General features: G+C 74.3%; 16 protein-coding genes and 2 pseudogenes. 10 read left to right on the forward strand and 8 right to left on the reverse strand.

Annotated elements, in window-relative coordinates:
- Window positions 1-368 precede the first annotated feature (368 nt).
- The gene (locus VR45_RS15345; protein ID WP_045940312.1) at window positions 369-1,241 is read right to left on the reverse strand and encodes a pirin family protein; all 873 of its coding nucleotides are present in this window, start codon (window positions 1,239-1,241) and stop codon (window positions 369-371) included.
- 156 nt (window positions 1,242-1,397) lie between these two features.
- Here VR45_RS15345 and VR45_RS15350 point away from each other — a divergent pair, with 156 nt between their 5' ends.
- From VR45_RS15350 to VR45_RS15365, 4 genes and pseudogenes are all read left to right on the forward strand, one after another.
- Window positions 1,398-1,985 carry an NADPH-dependent FMN reductase gene (locus VR45_RS15350; protein WP_045940313.1) on the forward strand — a complete coding sequence of 196 codons (588 nt, stop codon included), beginning with the start codon at window positions 1,398-1,400 and terminating at the stop codon, window positions 1,983-1,985.
- Window positions 1,986-2,028: 43 nt separating this feature from the next.
- Window positions 2,029-2,862 carry an MBL fold metallo-hydrolase gene (locus VR45_RS15355; RefSeq protein ID WP_078896540.1) on the forward strand — a complete coding sequence of 278 codons (834 nt, stop codon included), beginning with the start codon at window positions 2,029-2,031 and terminating at the stop codon, window positions 2,860-2,862.
- Window positions 2,863-3,083: 221 nt separating this feature from the next.
- Window positions 3,084-3,916: pseudogene (locus VR45_RS15360) on the forward strand (alpha/beta fold hydrolase).
- A 242-nt stretch (window positions 3,917-4,158) separates the two neighbouring features.
- Window positions 4,159-5,352: an aminotransferase class I/II-fold pyridoxal phosphate-dependent enzyme gene (locus VR45_RS15365; protein ID WP_045940314.1), complete on the forward strand. Its 1,194-nt coding sequence runs from the start codon at window positions 4,159-4,161 to the stop codon at window positions 5,350-5,352.
- A gap of 73 nt (window positions 5,353-5,425) precedes the next feature.
- On the opposite strand, the gene VR45_RS15370 is transcribed toward VR45_RS15365, so the two are convergent.
- Together VR45_RS15370 and VR45_RS15375 are read right to left on the reverse strand one after the other, a co-directional pair.
- Window positions 5,426-7,213, reverse strand: coding sequence for a SpoIIE family protein phosphatase (locus VR45_RS15370; protein WP_052709103.1), 1,788 nt, complete (start codon window positions 7,211-7,213; stop codon window positions 5,426-5,428).
- 121 nt (window positions 7,214-7,334) lie between these two features.
- A complete protein-coding gene (locus VR45_RS15375) occupies window positions 7,335-7,799 on the reverse strand; it encodes a MarR family transcriptional regulator (protein WP_045940315.1) in 465 nt (154 codons plus the stop codon).
- 127 nt (window positions 7,800-7,926) lie between these two features.
- Here VR45_RS15375 and VR45_RS15380 point away from each other — a divergent pair, with 127 nt between their 5' ends.
- Window positions 7,927-8,775: an SDR family NAD(P)-dependent oxidoreductase gene (locus tag VR45_RS15380; RefSeq protein ID WP_045940316.1), complete on the forward strand. Its 849-nt coding sequence runs from the start codon at window positions 7,927-7,929 to the stop codon at window positions 8,773-8,775.
- Window positions 8,776-8,902: 127 nt separating this feature from the next.
- Here the strand turns inward: VR45_RS15380 and helR are convergent, their stop codons facing one another.
- Window positions 8,903-11,092, reverse strand: a complete 2,190-nt coding sequence (helR, locus tag VR45_RS15385) for an RNA polymerase recycling motor ATPase HelR (RefSeq protein ID WP_045940317.1) — start codon at window positions 11,090-11,092, stop codon at window positions 8,903-8,905.
- A gap of 331 nt (window positions 11,093-11,423) precedes the next feature.
- Here helR and VR45_RS15390 point away from each other — a divergent pair, with 331 nt between their 5' ends.
- The 3 genes from VR45_RS15390 (at window position 11,424) to VR45_RS15400 (ending at window position 13,825) form a co-directional block, all read left to right on the forward strand.
- Window positions 11,424-12,641 (forward strand): ROK family transcriptional regulator, encoded by a 1,218-nt coding sequence (locus VR45_RS15390; RefSeq protein ID WP_045940318.1) that lies wholly within the window; start codon window positions 11,424-11,426, stop codon window positions 12,639-12,641.
- An 87-nt stretch (window positions 12,642-12,728) separates the two neighbouring features.
- The gene (locus VR45_RS15395) at window positions 12,729-13,091 is read left to right on the forward strand and encodes a zinc ribbon domain-containing protein YjdM (protein ID WP_045940319.1); all 363 of its coding nucleotides are present in this window, start codon (window positions 12,729-12,731) and stop codon (window positions 13,089-13,091) included.
- 167 nt (window positions 13,092-13,258) lie between these two features.
- Window positions 13,259-13,825, forward strand: coding sequence for a hypothetical protein (locus tag VR45_RS15400; RefSeq protein WP_159394222.1), 567 nt, complete (start codon window positions 13,259-13,261; stop codon window positions 13,823-13,825).
- Window positions 13,826-13,894: 69 nt separating this feature from the next.
- Here VR45_RS15400 and VR45_RS15405 read toward each other — a convergent pair whose 3' ends face one another.
- Window positions 13,895-14,251, reverse strand: coding sequence for a hypothetical protein (locus tag VR45_RS15405; protein ID WP_045940321.1), 357 nt, complete (start codon window positions 14,249-14,251; stop codon window positions 13,895-13,897).
- Between the two features lie 646 nt (window positions 14,252-14,897).
- On the opposite strand from VR45_RS15405, the gene VR45_RS46925 reads away from it, so the two are divergent.
- Window positions 14,898-15,098 (forward strand): hypothetical protein, encoded by a 201-nt coding sequence (locus VR45_RS46925; protein WP_045940322.1) that lies wholly within the window; start codon window positions 14,898-14,900, stop codon window positions 15,096-15,098.
- Between the two features lie 162 nt (window positions 15,099-15,260).
- Here VR45_RS46925 and VR45_RS15415 read toward each other — a convergent pair whose 3' ends face one another.
- Both VR45_RS15415 and VR45_RS15420 read right to left on the reverse strand, forming a co-directional pair.
- A complete protein-coding gene (locus VR45_RS15415; protein WP_052709104.1) occupies window positions 15,261-15,905 on the reverse strand; it encodes a hypothetical protein in 645 nt (214 codons plus the stop codon).
- Between the two features lie 92 nt (window positions 15,906-15,997).
- Window positions 15,998-16,804 (reverse strand): helix-turn-helix transcriptional regulator, encoded by an 807-nt coding sequence (locus VR45_RS15420; protein ID WP_045940323.1) that lies wholly within the window; start codon window positions 16,802-16,804, stop codon window positions 15,998-16,000.
- Window positions 16,805-16,877: 73 nt separating this feature from the next.
- On the opposite strand from VR45_RS15420, the gene VR45_RS15425 reads away from it, so the two are divergent.
- Complete coding sequence (locus VR45_RS15425; protein WP_063772484.1) at window positions 16,878-18,155, forward strand: MFS transporter; 1,278 nt, start codon at window positions 16,878-16,880, stop codon at window positions 18,153-18,155.
- 124 nt (window positions 18,156-18,279) lie between these two features.
- On the opposite strand, the pseudogene VR45_RS15430 reads toward VR45_RS15425, so the two are convergent.
- Window positions 18,280-18,494 (reverse strand): annotated as a pseudogene (locus tag VR45_RS15430) (hypothetical protein); the annotation flags it as partial.

Below are 18,494 nucleotides of genomic sequence, written 5' to 3' on the forward strand. Positions count from 1 at the left end.
AGGCGGAGGGCGAGGCCAGCACGATCGCGGCGCCTAGGGTCACCAGCGCCGCGCCGGCCCGGACCAGGGCGGCGGGGCCGCGCCGTCCGGCGGTGGCGGACAGCAGCGGGGTGCCGACCAGCAGACCGAGGCCGTACGCGGTCATCAGCCAGGCCGCCGAGGCGGTCGGGACGTGCAGGGCGTGGGCGGCGGTGGGCAGGGCCAGGCTCGGCCCGGAGATCCCGCTCGCCGCGGCGCGATCAGCAGCGCTGCGGCCGTCGTCCCCGGCGCCCGCCGGCCCGGCGCGGTGGTGGCACCTCGGTGGCGGGCGGCGGGGGCAAGCCCGAGGGCGGCGGTGGGTCGGGCGGCGAGCCGGGCCGGGAAGGCGCTCATACCGGCATCCGGCCCATCAGACCGCGCGAGAAGTCCTGCTGGGCCCGGTGGAGCTCGGCCACCGTGTTCATCACGAAGGGCCCGCTGCGGGCGACCGGTTCGCCGATCGGCTCGCCGGCCAGGACGAGCACCTCCCGGACCGTGAAGCCCTCGCCGTCGTGGTCGAGGACGGCGAGGTGGCCGTCGGGCAGCGGGACGCCGGCGGTCTCGGCCCGGCCGGTCAGCGTGTGGAACGCGGCGGTGTGGTGGGCCGGCGCGGTGAACGTCGCCGAGCCGCCGGCCGCGAGCCGGGCGTGCACCACCAGGAGCGGGGTGTGGGTCTCGAAGGGCGAGGTCGCGCCGTGGGTGGCCCCGGCGAGCACGATCAGCTCGGCGCCCTCGGCGGTGCGGACCACGGGCAGGTCGGCGGCCTCGGCGTTCTGACTGCGCGGCGGCAGCCCCTTGAGTCGCGCGGGCAGGTTCACCCAGATCTGCAGCATGTGCTGGCGGCCGCCGGCGGCGAGGAACTCCGGGGTGGGCAGGGCCTCGTGGACGATGCCCGAGCCGGCGGTCAGCCACTGGACGCCACCGCCGCGGACCACGGCCCGGTGGCCCCGGGAGTCGGCGTTCGCGATGTCGCCGTCGATGACGTACTGGATCGTCTCGAAGCCGCGGTGCGGGTGCGGGGGAGCACCCTTGGCCTCGCCGGGGGCGAGGTCCACCGGGCCGACCTGGTCGACCATCAGGAACGGGTCGAGGAAGGGCAGCTCGGCGGTGGGGAAGGGGCGGCGGACGGGGAAGCCCGCGCCCTCGAAGGTGTGGAACGGGGAGACGACGCGGGCGACGGAGCGGCCGGTTGCCGGGGCGGTGTGCACGGGTGTCGTGGTCATGGATCGACTGAACTACACCATTCAGTTCAGTGTCAAGACTGAACAGTTCAGTTGACAGGATGAACTGGTCCGTCTAGTTTTCTCGGTGTCGACCCCGACAGTCACCACAGCACCGGTGGTCACACCGGTAGTCACATCACCACCGAGGAGCACGTCATGACCGCGTCCAAGATCTTCGCCATCTCCGGTTCGCTGCGCGCCGACTCGCACAACACCCGGCTGCTGAAGGCCGCCCAGAAGTTCAACCCGGGCGGCCAGGAGATCGAGATCTACGAGGGCCTGCGCGAGATCCCGCCGTACGACCTGGACCTCGACACCCCCGAGCTGCGCCCGGCCGTCGTCGAGGACCTGCGCCGCCGGGTCGCCGAGGCCGACGGCCTGCTGATCGCCACCCCCGAGTTCAACTACTCCATCCCCGGCGTGCTCAAGAACGCCATCGACTGGCTGAGCACCGACTGGACCCGCACCGAGGGCCTGCCGCTGCACCGCAAGCCGACCGCCATCCTCGGCGCCGCGCCGACCAACTTCGGCACCGTCCGCGCCCAGCTGGCGCTCCGCCAGGTCTTCGTCTGGACCGAGACCGACGTCGTGGTGAAGCCCGAGGTCATCGTCTTCCGGGCGCACGAGCGCTTCGACGAGGAGGGCAACCTCACCGACGAGACCACCATCGACCTGCTCCAGGGCCTGCTGACCGCGCTCCAGGAGAAGATCGACGCCAAGGCGGAGCGCGCGGCCCGCGGCTGACGCTCCGGCAGCAGCACCGCACGTACTACGGGGGAGAACAGAGATGTCCGAACACAGCACACCAGCACAGAACCCGACCACGACACCAGCACAGAACACGCCCACGCCCACCGCCCCGGTCACCGTCACCGCCGCCCACCTGGGCACCGCCACCGTCCTGTTGCGGATCGGCGACCTGACCGTCCTCACCGACCCGGCCCTCGACCCCGGCCCGGCCGACTACCCGGCGGCCCGCCCGCTGCGCCGCACCGCCGGCCCGGCGCTCACCGCCGACCGCCTGCCGCCGATCGACCTCGTCCTGCTCTCCCACGACCAGCACGCCGACAACCTCGACCCGACCGGCCGGACCGTGCTGGCCCGCGCCACCACCGTGCTCACCACGCCCGAGGCCGCCGAACGGCTCGGGGGAGCGGCCGAGGGACTGGCGACCTGGGAGAGCCGTCGGATCACCGCCGGCGCCACGACCGTCACCGTGACGGCCACGCCCGCCCGGCACGGGCCGCCCGGCACCGAGGAGGCCACCGGCCCGGTCACCGGCTTCGTCGTCGAGTACGAGGGCGGCACCCTCTACCTCTCCGGGGACACCGTCCGCCACGACGCGCTGGCGGGCATCGCCGAACGCTTCACCGTGGACACCGCCTTCCTGCACCTGGGTGACGCCCACTTCCCGTCCACCGGCGACCGGGCGTTCTCGATGAGCGCCCGCGAGGGGGCGGAACTCGCCCGGATCCTGGGCGCCCGCACCGTGGTCCCGGTCCACTACGAGTCCTGGGAGCACCTCGGCGAGGACCCGGCCGCCATCACCGGGGCCTTCTCGGCCCCCGACCTGACCGGCCGGCTGCGCCTGCTGACCCCCGGCGTCCCCGAGCCGCTGTGAGCGGCCCCGAACGACCGGGGGCCGCGACCGCCGACTCCCGCCCGACCGAACGTCAGCACCGGACCCAGCCGAGGAGCACAGCCGTGTCCACCGCCGCCCGCACCGCAGACGCACGCCACCCCGCCACCATCGACACCACCATCGACACCACCATCGACACCACCACCGACCCCGCGAACGACCAGGGCTCCACCGCGACCGGCCCCGCCGCGCACACCGAGGTGCGCCACCGCACCGTCGAGATCGAGGGCCTGCCGGTCTTCTACCGCGAGGCCGGGGACCCGAGCCGGCCGACCCTGGTCCTGCTGCACGGCTTCCCCACCAGCTCGGCGATGTTCCGCAACCTGTTGCGCGACCTCGCCGACTCCTACCACCTCGTCGCCCCCGACCACGTGGGCTTCGGACAGTCCGCCACCCCGCCCGTCGGCGAGTTCGAGTACAGCTTCGAGAAGCTCACCGAGTACACCCTCGCCCTGCTGGACGCGCTCGGCATCGACCGGTTCGCCCTCTACATCCAGGACTACGGCGCCCCGATCGGCCTGCGGATCGCCTCGCGCCACCCGGACCGGGTCACCGCCCTGATCAGCCAGAGCGGCAACGCCTACACGGAGGGCTTCACCCCGTTCTGGGACGTGCTGTTCGCCCACGCCGGGGACCGTGCCACCCACGAGCCCGCCGTGCGCGAGCTGCTCACCGCGTCCGCCACCCGCTGGCAGTACACCCACGGTGGCTCTCCCCGGACACCTGGACGCTCGACCAGGCCGGGCTGGACCGCCCGGGCAACCGGGAGGTGCAGCTCCAGCTGTTCTGGGACTACCAGTTCAACCTGGACGGCTACCCGCACTTCCAGGAGTACTTCCGGACGCACCGGCCGCCGACCCTGGTCGCCTGGGGCCGGAACGACGAGATCTTCGGCCCGGCCGGGGCCGAGGCCTTCGCCCGCGACCTCCCGGACGCCGAGATCCACCTGCTCGACGCCGGGCACTTCGCCCTGGAGACGCACGGCCCGGAAATCGCCGCGCTGATCCGGGACTTCCTCGGCCGTCACCTCTGATCCGGTGACCGTCGGGGCCCGGTCGCCGGGTGCCCCGGGACCCGGCCGTCCCTCCGCGACAGGGGTGCGGAGGGACGGCCGGGCGGCGGGCACCCGGCGACCAGGGTTCCGGGCCGACCAGGGGTCCGCATCGGCCGGGGACCCGAACCGACCGGTGACCCGGGCCCGGCGGCCGGGAATCCGGGCCACCCGGGTGGGATTGGCCCTGGCCCGGTGGCGGCCGACGCGTCCAGGATGGGGGGATGAGCGACTTCCACCACGGGCTGCGTCCCGAGAGCCGGATCGTCCACCCGCCCGTCGAGGAGGTGGTCGGAAGCCGGCCGCTGGGCGTGCCGATCCATCAGGGCCACGTCTTCGCGTTCCCCGACGGCGACGCGCTGGCGGAGGCCTTCGGGGGGCCCGACCGGGCCTTCCTCTACAACCGGCTGGGCAATCCGACGGTCCGTTCGCTGGAGCACGCGGTGGCCGGGCTGGAGGGCGGCAGCGGCGCGCTGGCCGCCTCCTCCGGGATGGGCGCGATCAACACCGTGCTGCTCGCCCTGCTCCGCTCCGGGGACCATGTGATCGCCCAGAAGAGCCTGTACGGCGGCACCTTCGCGGCCCTGGCCGACCTGGCCGCGCGCTGGGGCGTGGAGGTCACCCACGTCCGGGGCGACGACCCGGAGGAGGTCCGCGCCGCCCTGCGGCCCACCACCCGGCTGCTGTACCTGGAGACGGTCTCCAATCCGACCGCGCGGGTCACCGACCTGCCCGCCCTGATCGGTGTCGCCCGGGAGGCCGGGGTGCTGAGCGTGGTGGACAACACCTTCACCACCCCGCTGCTCTGCCGCCCGATCGAGCACGGCGCGGACGTCGTGGTCCACTCGGCCACCAAGTACCTGGGCGGCCACTCCGACGTGCTGGCCGGGGTCGCCGTCTTCGCCGACGCCGCGCTGCACCACCGGGTCTGGGAGCACGCTGTCGAACTCGGCGCTTCCCTGGACCCGTTCGCCGCCTGGCTGACCCTGCGCGGGATGCAGACCCTGGGCCTGCGGATGCGTCGCCACTGCGAGTCCGCGCTCGACCTGGCCGGCCGGCTCGCCGCCCACCCGGCGGTCACCACGGTGCACCACCCGGGACTGCCGGGCCACCCGGACCACGAGCTGGCCCGCCGGCTGCTGCCGGAGGGCCAGGGCGGGGTGTTCGCCGTCGACCTGGCCGGCGGGCGCGAGGCCGCGGGTGCCTTCGTCGGCGCACTCCGCATCGCCTCGCTCGCGCCCTCGCTCGGCGGGGTGCACACCCTGGTCATGCACCCGGCCAGCACGTCGCACCGCCAGCTCTCGGACGAGGAGTTGGCCGCCGCGGGCATCGGCCCGGGCACCGTTCGGCTCGCCGTCGGCATCGAGCACCCCGAGGACCTCTGGGCCGACCTGGAGCAGGCCCTGGGCAAGCTCTGAGCCCAAGCCTTCCACCCACCCGCGCGCCCGCCACCTGCCACCCGCCGCCCCGCGCGCCCGTCGCCCCGCGCCGCTACGCCCGGGGCGGCGGCCGGAGCCTCGGTCGGGCCGCCAGGACGGCGATGTCGTCCTCCGCCGGGTGCCCGGAGGCCGGGCCGAGGGCGTGCAGGGCGGCGTCGAGCAGGTCGTCCAGCGGGCCGGTGACGGGCAGGCGCAGGGCGGCCAGCCGGGCCAGCGAGACATCGATGTCCTCGCCGCGCCGCTCCACCAGCCCGTCCGTGTACAGCAGCAGGGTCTCGCCGGGCAGCAGGGCCCGGGTGGCCTGTTCGTAGCCGCCGAAGCCGGTGCCGAGCGGCGGGCCGGTCGGGATCCGCAGCAGTTCGGTGGGCCGGCCGGGCGCGACCAGGGCGGGCGGGAGGTGGCCGGCGCAGGAGAAGGTCCACCGGCCCCGGCCGGGGTCGGCGAGCGCGAGCAGGCAGGTCGCGGGGCGGGCGGACTCGTTGGCGGCGATGACGGTGTCCAGCTGGCGCAGGATCCGGTGCGGCGGCAGGTCCATGCCCGCGACGTCGCGCAGGGTGGAGCGGTAGTTGCTCATGTCGACGGCGGCCTCGACGCCGTGGCCCATCACGTCGCCCATGACCAGCAGGGTCCGTCCGAACGGCAGCCGGACGGTCTCGTACCAGTCGCCGCCGACCACCGAGCTGCTGCCGGACGGCAGGTAGCGGGAGGCGAGTTCGAGGTTCTGGTGCGGGTTGCCCGGTTCGCTGAGCAGGGCGCGCTGGAGGTCGAGGGCGATGCCCTGGGAGCGGCTGTAGCGGCGGGCGTTGTCGATGCCGGTCGCGGCCCGGGCGGCGAGGTCGCCGACCAGCACCGCGTCGTCCGGGCCGAAGCCGGGGGAGGCGGCGGTGCGGGCCAGGGTCAGCAGGCCGACCAGCTCGCCGCGTGCGGTGAGCGGCAGCACCAGCAGCGAGGTGACCCCGGCGGTGCGGAAGACGGCCGCGGTGTGCGGATCGGGCGCCGCCGCGGCGAGTTCCTCGGTGCTGCGCGGGGCGAGCAGCACGGCGACCCCGGAGGCCAGGGCGCGGGCCGCCACCGACCCCTCCCGGTGGCGCACCGACTCGCCCGGGCGGGCCAGCGCGCCGACCTCCGGGCGCAGCGCGGCCGCGGCGGCCAGCCCGGCCCGGTGGAAGCGCAGGCCGGGTGCCCCGCCGGGTCGGACGGCGGTGTCCGGCGGCAGGACGTCGACGGTGGCGAGCTCGGCCAGCCGGGGTACGGCGAACGCGGCGAGTTCGGCGCCGGTGGTGTCGATGTCGAGGGTGGTGCCGATCCGCTCGGCGGCGGCCTCCAGGAGGGCGAGCCTGGTCCGGGCCCGGATGAGTTCGTGGCGCAGCTCCTGGACCGGATCGGGATCGTCCAGGACGGCGACGATCACGCCGATGACGCGGCCGTCGGCGGTGAGCGGCCGGTAGCGGACCCGCAGGCCCACCGGGACGGGCGCGCCCGGGCCGTCGGGGCCGCCGGTGACGCGCTCGCGGTCGCGGCCGTCGTCCAGGACCCGGCGCAGCGTGCCGACGGCGTCGGCGAAGGCGGTGTCCGGGGCCGGGCGGCCCAGCAGATCGGCCCGCCGCAGACCGGTGACGGTGGCGAAGGCCGCGTTCAGGTACGACCAGCGCAGTTCCGGGTCGAGCAGGGCGACGCCGGTCGGCAGGACGTCGAGCAGCTCACGCAGGAGGTCGGGGCTGTTGCTGTCGGTAGTGTCCGGGTCGCTCCCGGAGAGCGCCGCGGCCGCCGCCGTGAGCGCGGTGGTGTCCGCGTTCGTGGGGGTGCCGCCGTCTCCTCCGTCGTCGTACCGGGACCGCATAGGTCCATGATCACGCTCCGCGGCGCGGCTCGCCCAGGGACTCGCGCATCCTTGACCGGTCGGTGGGATTCCGGTATCGGGGCGTGGGGCGGTGCGGGGGTGGCGGTCCGCGCCCGGCCGGTCAGGCGCCGGCGGGTCGCTTGAGCTTGGCCCAGACGGCCTCCAGCGCGGCGATGTCGCCGTCGTCGAGGCGGTCGTCGAAGACCTCGGCGAGCGCCGCCCGGCGGGTGGCGTCGGCCTCGGCGAACAGCCGCCGCCCCTCGGGGGTGAGCGCGATCCGCACCGAGCGGGCGTCGGTGGGGGAGGGGGCGCGCTCGATCAGGCCGCGCGCCTGGAGGGCGTCGGCGACCCGGGAGACCTGGCTGCGGCTGAGCAGGGTCTTGGCGCCCAGGTCGGAGGCGGCGACCGGTTCGGCCTGGCCCCGCAGCCAGAGCATCACCTCGAACCAGGAGAGCGGCAGGTCGTGGGCCCGGGCGAGGGCCTGGTCGACCCGGGCGCTCAGGGTCGTGCCCGCCCAGACCAGGCCGTAGAAGGCGTGGTCGCGGGCGGTGAGGTCACCCAGGGTGAGGTCGGTGCGCTGCGACATACCGGGAAGCCTACCTTTTTGCGTGTGCGTGCACACATCCTGCTATGGTGTGTGTGCACGCACACAAATCCCCGCTCCGGGGCGCGGCCGTTTCGACGGCCCGGCTCCGGCAAGGCAAGGAGTCCCCATGACCGCCAGCGACCGGATCGTTCTCATCACCGGTACCTCCAGCGGCATCGGCCTGGCCGCCGCGGTCGCCGCGGCCGGCGCCGGCCTCCGCGTCGTCGCCACCATGCGCGACACCGGCCGCTCCGGCCCGCTGACCGGGGCCGCCGAGGCGGCCGGCGTCGCGGACCGGATCGAAATCGCCGAGCTCGACGTCACCGACGCCGGCTCCGTGGGCGCGTGCCTGGCGGAGGTCGTCGCCCGGCACGGCCGGCTCGACGCCGTGGTCAACAACGCGGGCTCCGGCCGGGTCGGCACCGTCGAGCAGGACGGACTCGCCCCCGTCCGCGAGGTGATGGAGGTCAACTTCTTCGGCGTGGTCGAGGTGACCCGGGCCGCGCTGCCGCACCTGCGGGCGAGCGGCGGCCGGGTCGTCACCGTGACCAGCGTCGGCGGCGTGGTCGGCCAGCCCTTCAACGAGGCCTACTGCGCGGCCAAGTTCGCCGTCGAGGGCTTCATGGAGTCGCTCGCCCCGGTCGCCGCGACCGTCGGCGTCACCGTCACGGTCGTCGAACCGGGCGCGGTGGCCAGCGAGTTCGTCGCCAGCCAGGGCATCGACCTGCCGGCCCTGCTGGCCGCCGCCGGTCCGTACGCGCCCGCCCTGGACGCCTACGCGGCCCGTACCCGGACGGCCTTCGACCAGGCGCAGAGCGCGGAGGGGGCCGCGGCGAGCATCGTCACCGCGCTCACCGCCGAGCGGCCGCCGTTCCGCGTCCAGACCTCGGACCGGGCCCGCGCCTTCGTCGGGGCGAAGCTCGCGGACCTGGACGGGTCCGCGGTCCAGGGGATCACGGCCGGCTGGGTGGCCTGAGCCCGAGCCGAGCCCGAGCCCGAGCCGAGCCCGAGCTTGAGCCCGAGCCCTGCCGCAACGGTTCCGGCCCCGGGCGACGGCGGCGGCGACGTCCCGTCGTCACCGCCGCCGCCGGGGCGCGCACCGATCAGGCCCCGGTGAGCACGACCAGCTGCCGGGTCGCCCGGGTCATCGCGACATAGCGGTCCACCGCGCCGCCGACGCCCTCGCCGAAGCCCGCCGGGTCGACCAGCACGACCAGGTCGAACTCCAGCCCCTTCGCCAGCCGCGGCGTGAGCGCCCGGATCCGGCCGCCGGCCCGGAACTCCTCGCGGCAGGTCGCGCCGAACTCCGCCGCGAAGGCCGCGTCGCCGATGACGCAGGCCGTGCCCTCGGCGTGCGCCTCCAGCCAGTCGGCCAGCACACCGTCCAGATCGGCGAGCGGGCCGCGGGTGACGGGCACCCCGCTGCTGCGCACCGAGGTGGGCACGTTGGCGTCCGGCAGGGCGGCCCGGATCACCGGCTCGGCCTCCGCCATGACCTCCTCCGGCGTGCGGTAGTTGACGCTCAGCGAGGCCACCTGGGCGCGGTCGAGACCGATCCGGGCCAGCCGCTCCTGCCAGGACTCGGTGAAGCCCTCCCGGGCCTGGGCCCGGTCGCCGACGATGGTGAAGCTCCGGGACGGGCAGCGCTGCAGCAGCATCTGCCACTCGGCGTCGGTCAGTTCCTGCGCCTCGTCCACCACGATGTGGGCGAACGGCCCGGCCAGCCGGTCCGGGTCGGCGGCGGGCAGGGAGCTGCCGTCGACCAGGGTGTCCCTGAGGTCCTGGCCGCGCAGCATGGCGACGGCCCCCTCGCCGTCGTGGTCGGAGTCGATGATGGCGGTGATGACATCGGCCATCCGGTCGCGCTCCTCGGCCAGGGCGATCTGCTCCCGGCGCTTGCGGCGGGCGTCCGCCGGGTCGCCGAGCCGCTGCCGGGCCGCGTCCAGGATCGGCAGGTCCGACACCGTCCAGGCCTGCGGCTCGGCCCGCTGCAGCCGGCGGACCTCCTCGGGGGCGAGCCAGGGGGCGCACAGCCGCAGGTAGGCGGGCACCGTCCACAGGTCGCCGACCACGTCGGCGGCCTCCAGCAGCGGCCAGGCCCGGTGCAGCGCCTCGACCAGCTCCCGGTCCCGCCGCAGCGAGCGCAGGAACAGCTCGACCGGGATGTCCTCGCCGCCGCGCAGCTTGGTCAGCAGGATCTCCGCCAGCTCCGCCCACACCTGCTCGCGCGCCTCGTTGTGCGGGGTGCCCGGGTCGGGGGCCGCGAAGGCCTCGGCCCAGTCGTCGGGGTCCAGGCGGAGGTCCGCCCAGTCGGTCGAGACCGTCATGCCCTCGGTGGGCGGCTCCTCGTAGATCCGTACGGCCTGCTCCACCGCCCGCACCATGTCCGCCGAGGCCTTCAGCCGGGCCACCTCAGGGTCGGACTCGGCCGCCGCGCGGGCGCCCTCGGCGACCAGGTCCCGCACGGTGCAGGTCCGCACCCCCTCCTCGCCCAGGCTGGGCAGCACGTCGGCGACGTAGTCCAGGTAGGGCTGGTGCGGGCCGACGAACAGCAGCCCGCCGCGCCGGTGCCCGAGGCGCGGGTCGGAGTAGAGCAGGTAGGCGGAGCGGTGCAGCGCGACCACGGTCTTGCCTGTGCCGGGGCCGCCGTCGACGACCAGCGCGCCGCGCGAGCCGGCCCGGACGATGGCGTCCTGGTCGGCCTGGATGGTGGCCAGCACGTCCCGCATCTTCGCCGAACGGCTGCCGCCCAGCGTGGCGATGAACGCCGACTGGTCGTCCAGGGCGGCGTGCCCCTCCAGCCCCTCGGCGGCGAACACCTCGTCCCAGTAGTCGGTGATCCGCCCGCCGGTCCAGCGGTAGCGGCGGCGGCTGGCCAGGCCCATCGGGTCGGCGTGGGTCGCGGCGAAGAACGGTTCGGCGGCGGGCGAGCGCCAGTCGATCAGCAGTCGGCGGCCCTCGGGGTCGGTCAGGCCGAGGCGCCCGATGTACACCGGCTCGGTGCCGTCCGCCGGGACGATCCGCCCCAGGCACAGGTCCAGCCCGAAGCGGCGCAGGGCGCGCAGGCGGCCGGTCAGCCGGTGGACCTCGAGGTCCCGGTCCATCGCGGCCCGGCCGGCGCCGCCGGGTGCGCGGCGGGCGGCGTCGAGACTGTCGGAGGCCTCGGCGATCGTCCGCTCCAGGCTCTCCGCGACGGCCGCGAAGTGCCGCTCGTCCGGGCCGACCAGGGCCGGGTCCGCCTTGGCGGCGAGACGGTCGGGAAGGTCGAACACGCTGGTGGTGGGGGTGGTCATGGCAGCGGTTCCGATCCGTTGTTCCGACTGAGGCTGGTGCACTGAGCAAAACTCCAAGGGGGGATCGTTCGGGGCTTAGGTCGTTGATTGTGCGGTAGGACCGGGGCCTTGCGGCAAGGCCCCCCTTGCGTTATAAGTTGAGAGTGGCAAGAGGAGCGTGACGTCTCCACCGCTCCGGCCGCGCATTCCCCGTCCTCTGCTCCCTCCGGTGCGTTCCGTCGGCGCGGCTCCCGGACGGGAACCCCCCCGGTGGGCGGTGTGACAACGGGTCATACTGGCTGGTGCCCAGGGCGTGTCGTGCCCGGGAGAAGCAACCGGACCGGAGGACTTGATGAGCCGCGACCTGCCGACCACAGTTCCGCCGGGCCCCACGCCGGCGCAGCCGTGGAACCGGCAGCGGCTGCGCAGCAACAACGAGTGGCTGCTGCTCGAACGGCTGCGCCTCGGCGGCCCGTCCTCGCGGGCCCAGCTCGCCCGTGACACCGGTCTGTCCAAGCCCACCGTATCCGCCGCGCTGGCGGCCCTCGAACAGGCCGGGCTGGCCCGCGAGGCCGGGCGCTTCGTCCCCGAGCGCGGGCGGACCGCCGTCCTGTACGAGCCCGACCCGCTCGCCGGGCACGTGCTCGGCGTCGACATCGGCCGGGCCCGGCTGCGGGTCGCCGTCGCCGACCTCGCCGGGGACATCGTGGCCCGCCGCGACATCCCGAACAAGGGGCGGACGGCGAACGCGGTGGCCGACGCCGTGGTGGCCGCGGCCCGGGAGACCACCGCCGAGGCCGGGGTCGCGGCGGCCGACATCGTGCACGCGGTGATCGCCACCCCGGGTGTCTGGGACGAGGAGCGGCGCGGCGTCCGGTACGCCACCAGCCTGCCGGGCTGGGGCAGACCCGGGCTGTTCGACCGGATCGCGGCCGGGCTGGAGACCACGATCACCGTCGGCAACGACGCCAACCTGGCCGCGCTGGGCGAGTACACCCTGGGCGCCGGGCGGGGGAGCGGCAGCCGGATGTTCGCCTACCTGGTAGCAGGGACGGGCCTCGGCGTCGGCGTGGTCAAGGACGGGGAGCCGCTGCTCGGCGCCCACGGAGCGCTCGGCGAGGTGGGCATGGTCCCGCTCCCGCCGGACCCCGACGGCACCCCGGGCGGCACCGTCGAGCAGGTCGCCGCGGCGGAGGCGGTCGTCCGGACGGCGCTGGACCTCGGCATGACGGGGCCGTTGACGGCCAAGCAGGTCTTCGACGAGGCCCGCGCCGGGGACCCGCTCGCCGCCACCGCCGTGCACCGCACGGCCGGTCAGCTCGCCTACGCCCTCGCCGTGGTGTCCGCCGTGCTCGACCCGGACCTGATCGTGCTCGGCGGCGGCATCGGCGGCAGCGCGGACCTCCTGCTCGAACCGCTCGGCCAGGCCCTGCACCGCCTCACGCCGATGCGGCCCACGCTCGCGGCCAGCCGCCTCGGCGAGGAGGCGGTCCTGCTGGGTGCTGTCGCCACGGCGCTCGACCTCGCCCGCCCCGAGGTCTTCGAGCGCCTCTCGTCGCCGACGGACTGAGCGGGCCCTCCTTTTGTCGCCAGGAGGGCCGCCGACCTGGGCGGATGCGCCGGTCGGGGCCCTCGGCGGCGCCGTTATCCTGAACGTATGAGCGAGAACCTTCCCCCGTGTCCGCAGTGCGCCGGCGAGTACACCTATGAGATGAACGGCCTCATGGTCTGCCCGGAGTGCGGCCACGAGTGGGCACCGGGCGAGGCCGCCGGCGAGGGCTCGGCCGACGGGGCCGGCGAGCGAGTGGTGAAGGACTCGGTCGGCAATGTGCTCAGCGACGGCGACACGGTGACCGTCGTCAAGGCGCTCAAGGTCAAGGGCAGCGCCTCGGGCATCAAGGCGGGCACCAAGGTGCGCAACATCCGCCTGGTCGACGGCGTCGACGGCCATGACATCGACTGCCGGATCGAGGGCTTCGGCGCGATGCAGCTCAAGTCGAGCGTGGTCAAGAAGGCCTGAAAGCAGGTGCTCGGGTTCGGCGGTGCGTGATCGGGCCGACCGGTTGATCGACGCTGCGTGATCGCCAGGTCTCGATCTGCTTACAAGTGTTTGAAGTATGTACAGACCGTATGACGGGACTGATTGACTCACGATCCTCTTTCAAGTGGAACGGAGCGTTCACGTCCATGCCTTCACGGATGCGCGGCGGTCGTCGCGGCCTGGCCGCTGTCGCCGGACTCGTCTTCACGGTCGGTCTCGCCCTGACGGGTTGTGACCCGACGGCGGCCGACACCGCCACCGTCGCGGTCACCACCCCGGCGGCCCCGGCTGCGGTCACCACCCCGCCGGCGGCCGCCCCGGCCGTCACCACCCCTGCGGCCGCACCGGTCCAGACGCCGCCCCCGGCGCCCGCGCCGACCGCCGTCGTACCCGGAGCGACCAAGCCGGCCGCCGAGCCCGCGCCGGTTGCCCCGGTTGTCCCGACCACCGCCCCGCCCAAGGCCCAGCCGTCGCCCAGCAAGGCCGCCCCCCAGCCCAAGGCGACCACCGCCCAGCCGCCCACCGACCCGACGCCGGCCGAGACCAAGCCCGCGGCCGCCGCCGGTGACTGCGAGATCAAGTCCAACGCGGGCAACTGCTACAAGGCCGGCCAGTTCTGCCGCGACGCCGACCTCGGCCGCACCACCCACGAGGCCGGCGGCCGCGTGATCACCTGCCGCATGGTCAGCGGCAAGCCCCACTGGCAGGCCTGACCAACAGCCTTGACAGGTCCGGCCCGGTGATCCCCACCGGGCCGGACCCCGACGCCGTCCGGCCCCGGATCAGGATCCGGCGCGCTCGATGGCCTCGAAGATGTCCGCATCGGTCTCCTGCTGCCAGGACGGAAGATCCGCCCAGTCGGCCACATAGCCAGGCTTCGGGTCCTCGATGTGTTTGTGGATCTGAGCGATCCAGCACGTCGCGACGAAGCGCCCCTTCTGCTCCCGGGTGAGCTTGGACGTGTTCCCGCCGCTCACCCTGATGAAGTCGCGGACCTGGCCGAACACGGCCGTGGCACTCTCTCGTTCCCATGCGGGCGTCTCGTCCCAAGAGGCGACGTATCCGGCCTTCGGCTCGCCCGGGTAGTGCTTCGACACACCCGCGATCCACGCTTCACGGAAGATCCGTCCATCGGACATTGCGTCACTCCTTCGTCAGACGGCGCCGTCGAGCGCCGAGATCTGCTGGTGCAGCGCGGAGGCCCGGCTGTCGGTCATCAGAGGGATGAGGCGGTTCTTGACGGCCTCCAACTTCCTCCCGATGAAGCCCGACCCGGTCCGGCTCGCCAGTTCCAGTGCGGCGTGAGTGTAGTGACTCGCCTGGTTGCTGCTGCGCGGCGAGGATGGCGAGTGTGCCGCATGGTCAGCGGCAAGCCGCACTGGCAGGGCCTGACCAACAGCCCTTGGTAGGTCCGGCCCGGTGACCCTCACCGGGCCGGACCCCGACGCCGTCACGGGCCTACCCGTCGGTCTCCTGCTTTTATAACGGCAGATCGGCCCTCGAAGCTGCCCTTCGGGCGCTGGGAGAGACCTTCTCCGGCGACATCGTCGCGGCCGTGGTGATCGACCGTCGCGTCCACCACGCCGAGGTTCTTATCCTCACCCGCCGGCGGCGTGAGCTCCTGGCGAAGGAGAACCGAGCTCACCACGCTGCCAGGGATCGCCTGTCGGGTATGCCATTTGGGCGGAACGGGGTGCCCGAACAGCTTGCTGAACTCCCGGCGTGCCTACGAGTGCGCATGCCACCATCGGCCGAGGACGCCACCGTCAGGACGAAGGGAAAGCTGTGGGAGCGAGCTGGGAGTACAAGATCATCGATGTGAGGGTGAATGGCTGGCACGTGGATCTTTCGGAGTTGAACGCTCTGGGCTCGCAGGGCTGGGAGGCGGTGAGTGCGAACCGCTACGTCGAGAAAGTCGGAAGCTCCACGGAGGTTGTCCACCGCGAGGTGCTGCTGAAGCGGGCCGTTCGCCAGGTGTCGCCGTAGTCGGTGCGTCGGTCCGGTCCCAGCGAGTGGAAGGCAGTGAGAGCATGGGCGAGTTCCCTCCCGATGCCGCAGCGGCACTGAAGGCTGCGGAGGCCCGCTGCGGGCCCGTCGAGCTGGCGGTCGACGGGTGATCGAGCTGCGGCACCGGTAGGGCCGGTCGCCTCAGGGGAGTTCGGCGAGGGTGCTCCAGAACAACCCTTCGTAGGCCTGGAGCAGGCGGCCGTACTCGCGGGCGGCATCCAGGTCCGGGTCGGTGAGGCCGGTCGGGTCGAGGGCGTCGGCGGCCGAGCGTTCCAGTGCGGTCGGCGGTTGGGCGAAGAAGTCGAAGAAGGCGCAGGCCTCCTCGTCGAAGCCGTGGAAGCGTCGCAGTGCCCCGGCGAGTGTCGCGCAGTAGCCGCCCCAGGCCGTGAAGTTGGCGACCAGGGCGACTGCCACAGCGGGTGGGTGGCCGTTGAGGGCGAGCCAGGCGAGGTAGGAGGGGTAGGCCTGGCAGCCGGGCAGTGGTTCTGCGGCGGTGTCCGTCGCTCCGCAGGCGGCGGCGAGGGCGGGCAGGGTGCGCAGGGCCGCGCTCTCCCCGTCCGCGAGACCGGCGAACCAGGCGCCCAGGGGTACGTCCGCGCAGCGGGTGGCGAGCAGGAGGAGGCTGCGGCGGTCGGAGGTGATGATCCGTTGCTGCTGCGCGGCGAGGACGGCGAGTGTGCCGAGTTGTCCCTGTCCGGTCGCGAACTTCTTTACCAGGGCGGGTGGTTCCTCGCCGGGAAGGGTCAACTCCGAACGAAGGTCGCGGAGTTGCTGGTCCGTGGGCATGTGCGGCCTCCGGGTGTCACTGAGCACCGTCCCCCGGTCCTCATTACTACCGCGTTCGGCCCGGCCCCGCGCGGGGCGCGCCGGGGGTGCTGTCAGGTGCCTTCAGATGTCGGCGGGTGTCCCGGTGCCGGTGCGAACCAGCTGCTCGGGGGGACGCCCAGGGAGCGATGGAACATCGCGGTGAAGGCGCTCGGCGTGGCGTAGCCGAGGGCGGAGGCGACGGCGGTGACCGGAGTGTTCGCGGCCAGCAGGGTGACGGCGTGGATCAGCCGGGCCTGCTGGACCCAGTGGGTGAGGGTCATTCCGGTCGCGGCCGGGAACCTGCGTTGGAGGCTGCGCGGGCTGAGGTGGGCGTGGGCGGCGGCGGCCGGGGTCGTCCAGCGTGCGCCCGGGTCGGCGCGGACGGCCGCGCACAGTCCGGCCAGGGCCGGGTCGGTCGGGACCGGCAGGTGCAGGGCGGGGACGGGCTGCGGTGCGAGTTCGTGGAGCAGCAGGTCGACGAGGCGGCCGTCGCGGCCGTCGACCCGATAGTCGAGCGGGATGCGGGTGGCGGCGTCGATGAGTTCGCGCAGCAGCGGCGGCACCGCGACGACGGTCGGAGCCTCGGGCAGGCCGGCCGCGGCGCCGGGTTCGAGGTACAGCGTGCGCATCCGCACCGGACCGGTACAGGTCATCGCGTGCACGACACCGGCCGGGACCCAGACGCCCCGGGTGGCCGGTACCACCCACGTCCCCCGGTCGGTGACGACGGTGATCGCCCCGCTGGTGCCGTAGATCAGCTGGGCCCGACGGTGGTGGTGCGGGGGGATGTGGTGGCCGTCGGGCAGGTCGCGGGCCATCGCCGCCAGCGGACGCGGCACGTGCTGGTAGTCGTCTCGGTTCTCGCTCTTGCCATGCATTGGCGCACTCTCGACAGTGGACGGCAGATCGGCGAAAGCCTGCCACGGGCGGGTCTCCGTAGCGTCTCTTTTCGTGATCGAAAACGACCGTGGAACGAGTGACCCGCGACTGTCGCCGAGACGGGCCACCGTGCTGCTCGCCGCGACCAGTGCCCTGACCGCCGCCAACGTCTACCTCGGCCAGCCGCTGCTGGGCAGCGCCGCCGCCGCGCTGCACGTTCCGCCCGCGACGCTCGGCGCCGTGCCCACCGCCACCCAGATCGGCTACGCAACGGGCATCGCCGTCCTCGTCCCGCTCGGCGACAGCCGGGACCGGCGCCGGCTGATCCTGGGACTGTGCGCGGCGTCGGCCTGCGCCCTGGCCGCCTCTGCGCTCGCCCCGACGGCTGGTCTGCTGGTGGTCGCGGCCTTCGCGCTCGGCCTGCTGTCCCCGGTCCCGCAGCTGGTGGCGCCGCTGGCCGTCGCACTGGCCGGCGGCCGGCACCCCGGGCGGACCGTCGGCACCGTCCAGGCCGGTCTGCTGGTCGGGGTGCTGGCCTCCCGGACGTACTCCGGCGCCCTCGCCGAAGCGGTGGGCTGGCGCGCCGTGTTCGGGTGCTCCTGCGCGCTCACCCTGATGCTGACCCTGGTCCTTCGACGGGCACTGCCCACCGGCCCGCCCACCACCCGGGCCGCCCGGGCCACGCCGTACCGCGAGCTGCTGGCCTCGGTGCCGCGGCTCTTCGCGACCCGCCCGCTCGTCCGCCGGATCACCGTCTCCGGCGGCCTGGTCGGCGTCTCCTTCGGTGCCTTCTGGACCGCCCTGACCTTCCTCCTCGAACAGCGCTACCACTACGGCTCCACCGTCGTCGGCCTGTTCGGCCTGGTCGCCGTGGCCGGCGCCCTCGCCTCCACCGCCGCCGGGCGGCTGGCGGACCGCTTCGGCCGCCGCCGGGGCTTCGGCCGCCGCCGGGCCGTGGCCGCCTCGATCGCCGTCACCGCCGCGGCCTGGGCACTGCTGCTGCCCGGCGGGAGCGGGATCCTCTGGCTGACGGTCGGGGTCGTGGTCCTCGACATCGGCACCTGGGGCAACCAGGTGGTCTGTCAGGGGGTCCTCTTCACTCTCGACCCGGCGCTGCACAGCCGCCTCAACACCTGCTGGTTCACCCTCCGGTTCCTGGGCATCGCCCTCGGCTCCCTCGTGGGTTCGGTCGCCTGGGCGCGCGGCGGCTGGCCGGCCGTGGTCGGAGTCGGGGCGGCGGCGAGCCTGGCGGCGCTTCTCGTCGCGGGCCTTCCGGAAGGGAGGGGCCGGGCCGCGGGCCGCTCCGGCGTAGCGCCGGTCGAGGGAAAGGCCGGTCACGGTAGCAGGTAGCAGGTAGCAGGTAGCAGGTAGCGGGCAGCAGGTAGCCGGCTCAGGGGAAGCGGGTCACGCCGCGGGCGCCCAGTCGGCTGGCCAGGGCGGCGACGGTCTCCTCGGGGACGCCGTCGTGCACGGCTCACCCCTCGGGAGGCGCCGGCGGCGCGGGCTCCGGTTCGGGCGGCGGTACGGGGGCCCGACCGGGCGGGGGCTCCAGGACGTCGTAGCGCAGCCCGCTGGAGCCCGAGCCGGTGCCGCTGACCTTGCGCCGGGCCGACCAGGCGTGGGCGGAGCCGTCGTGCCAGCGGGTGTACTGGCGGCTGCGCTCCACCCGGACGCCGGAGCGCGGGACCT

The organism is Streptomyces sp. NRRL S-495, assembly GCF_000966955.1.
Lineage (GTDB): Bacteria > Actinomycetota > Actinomycetes > Streptomycetales > Streptomycetaceae > Kitasatospora > Kitasatospora purpeofusca.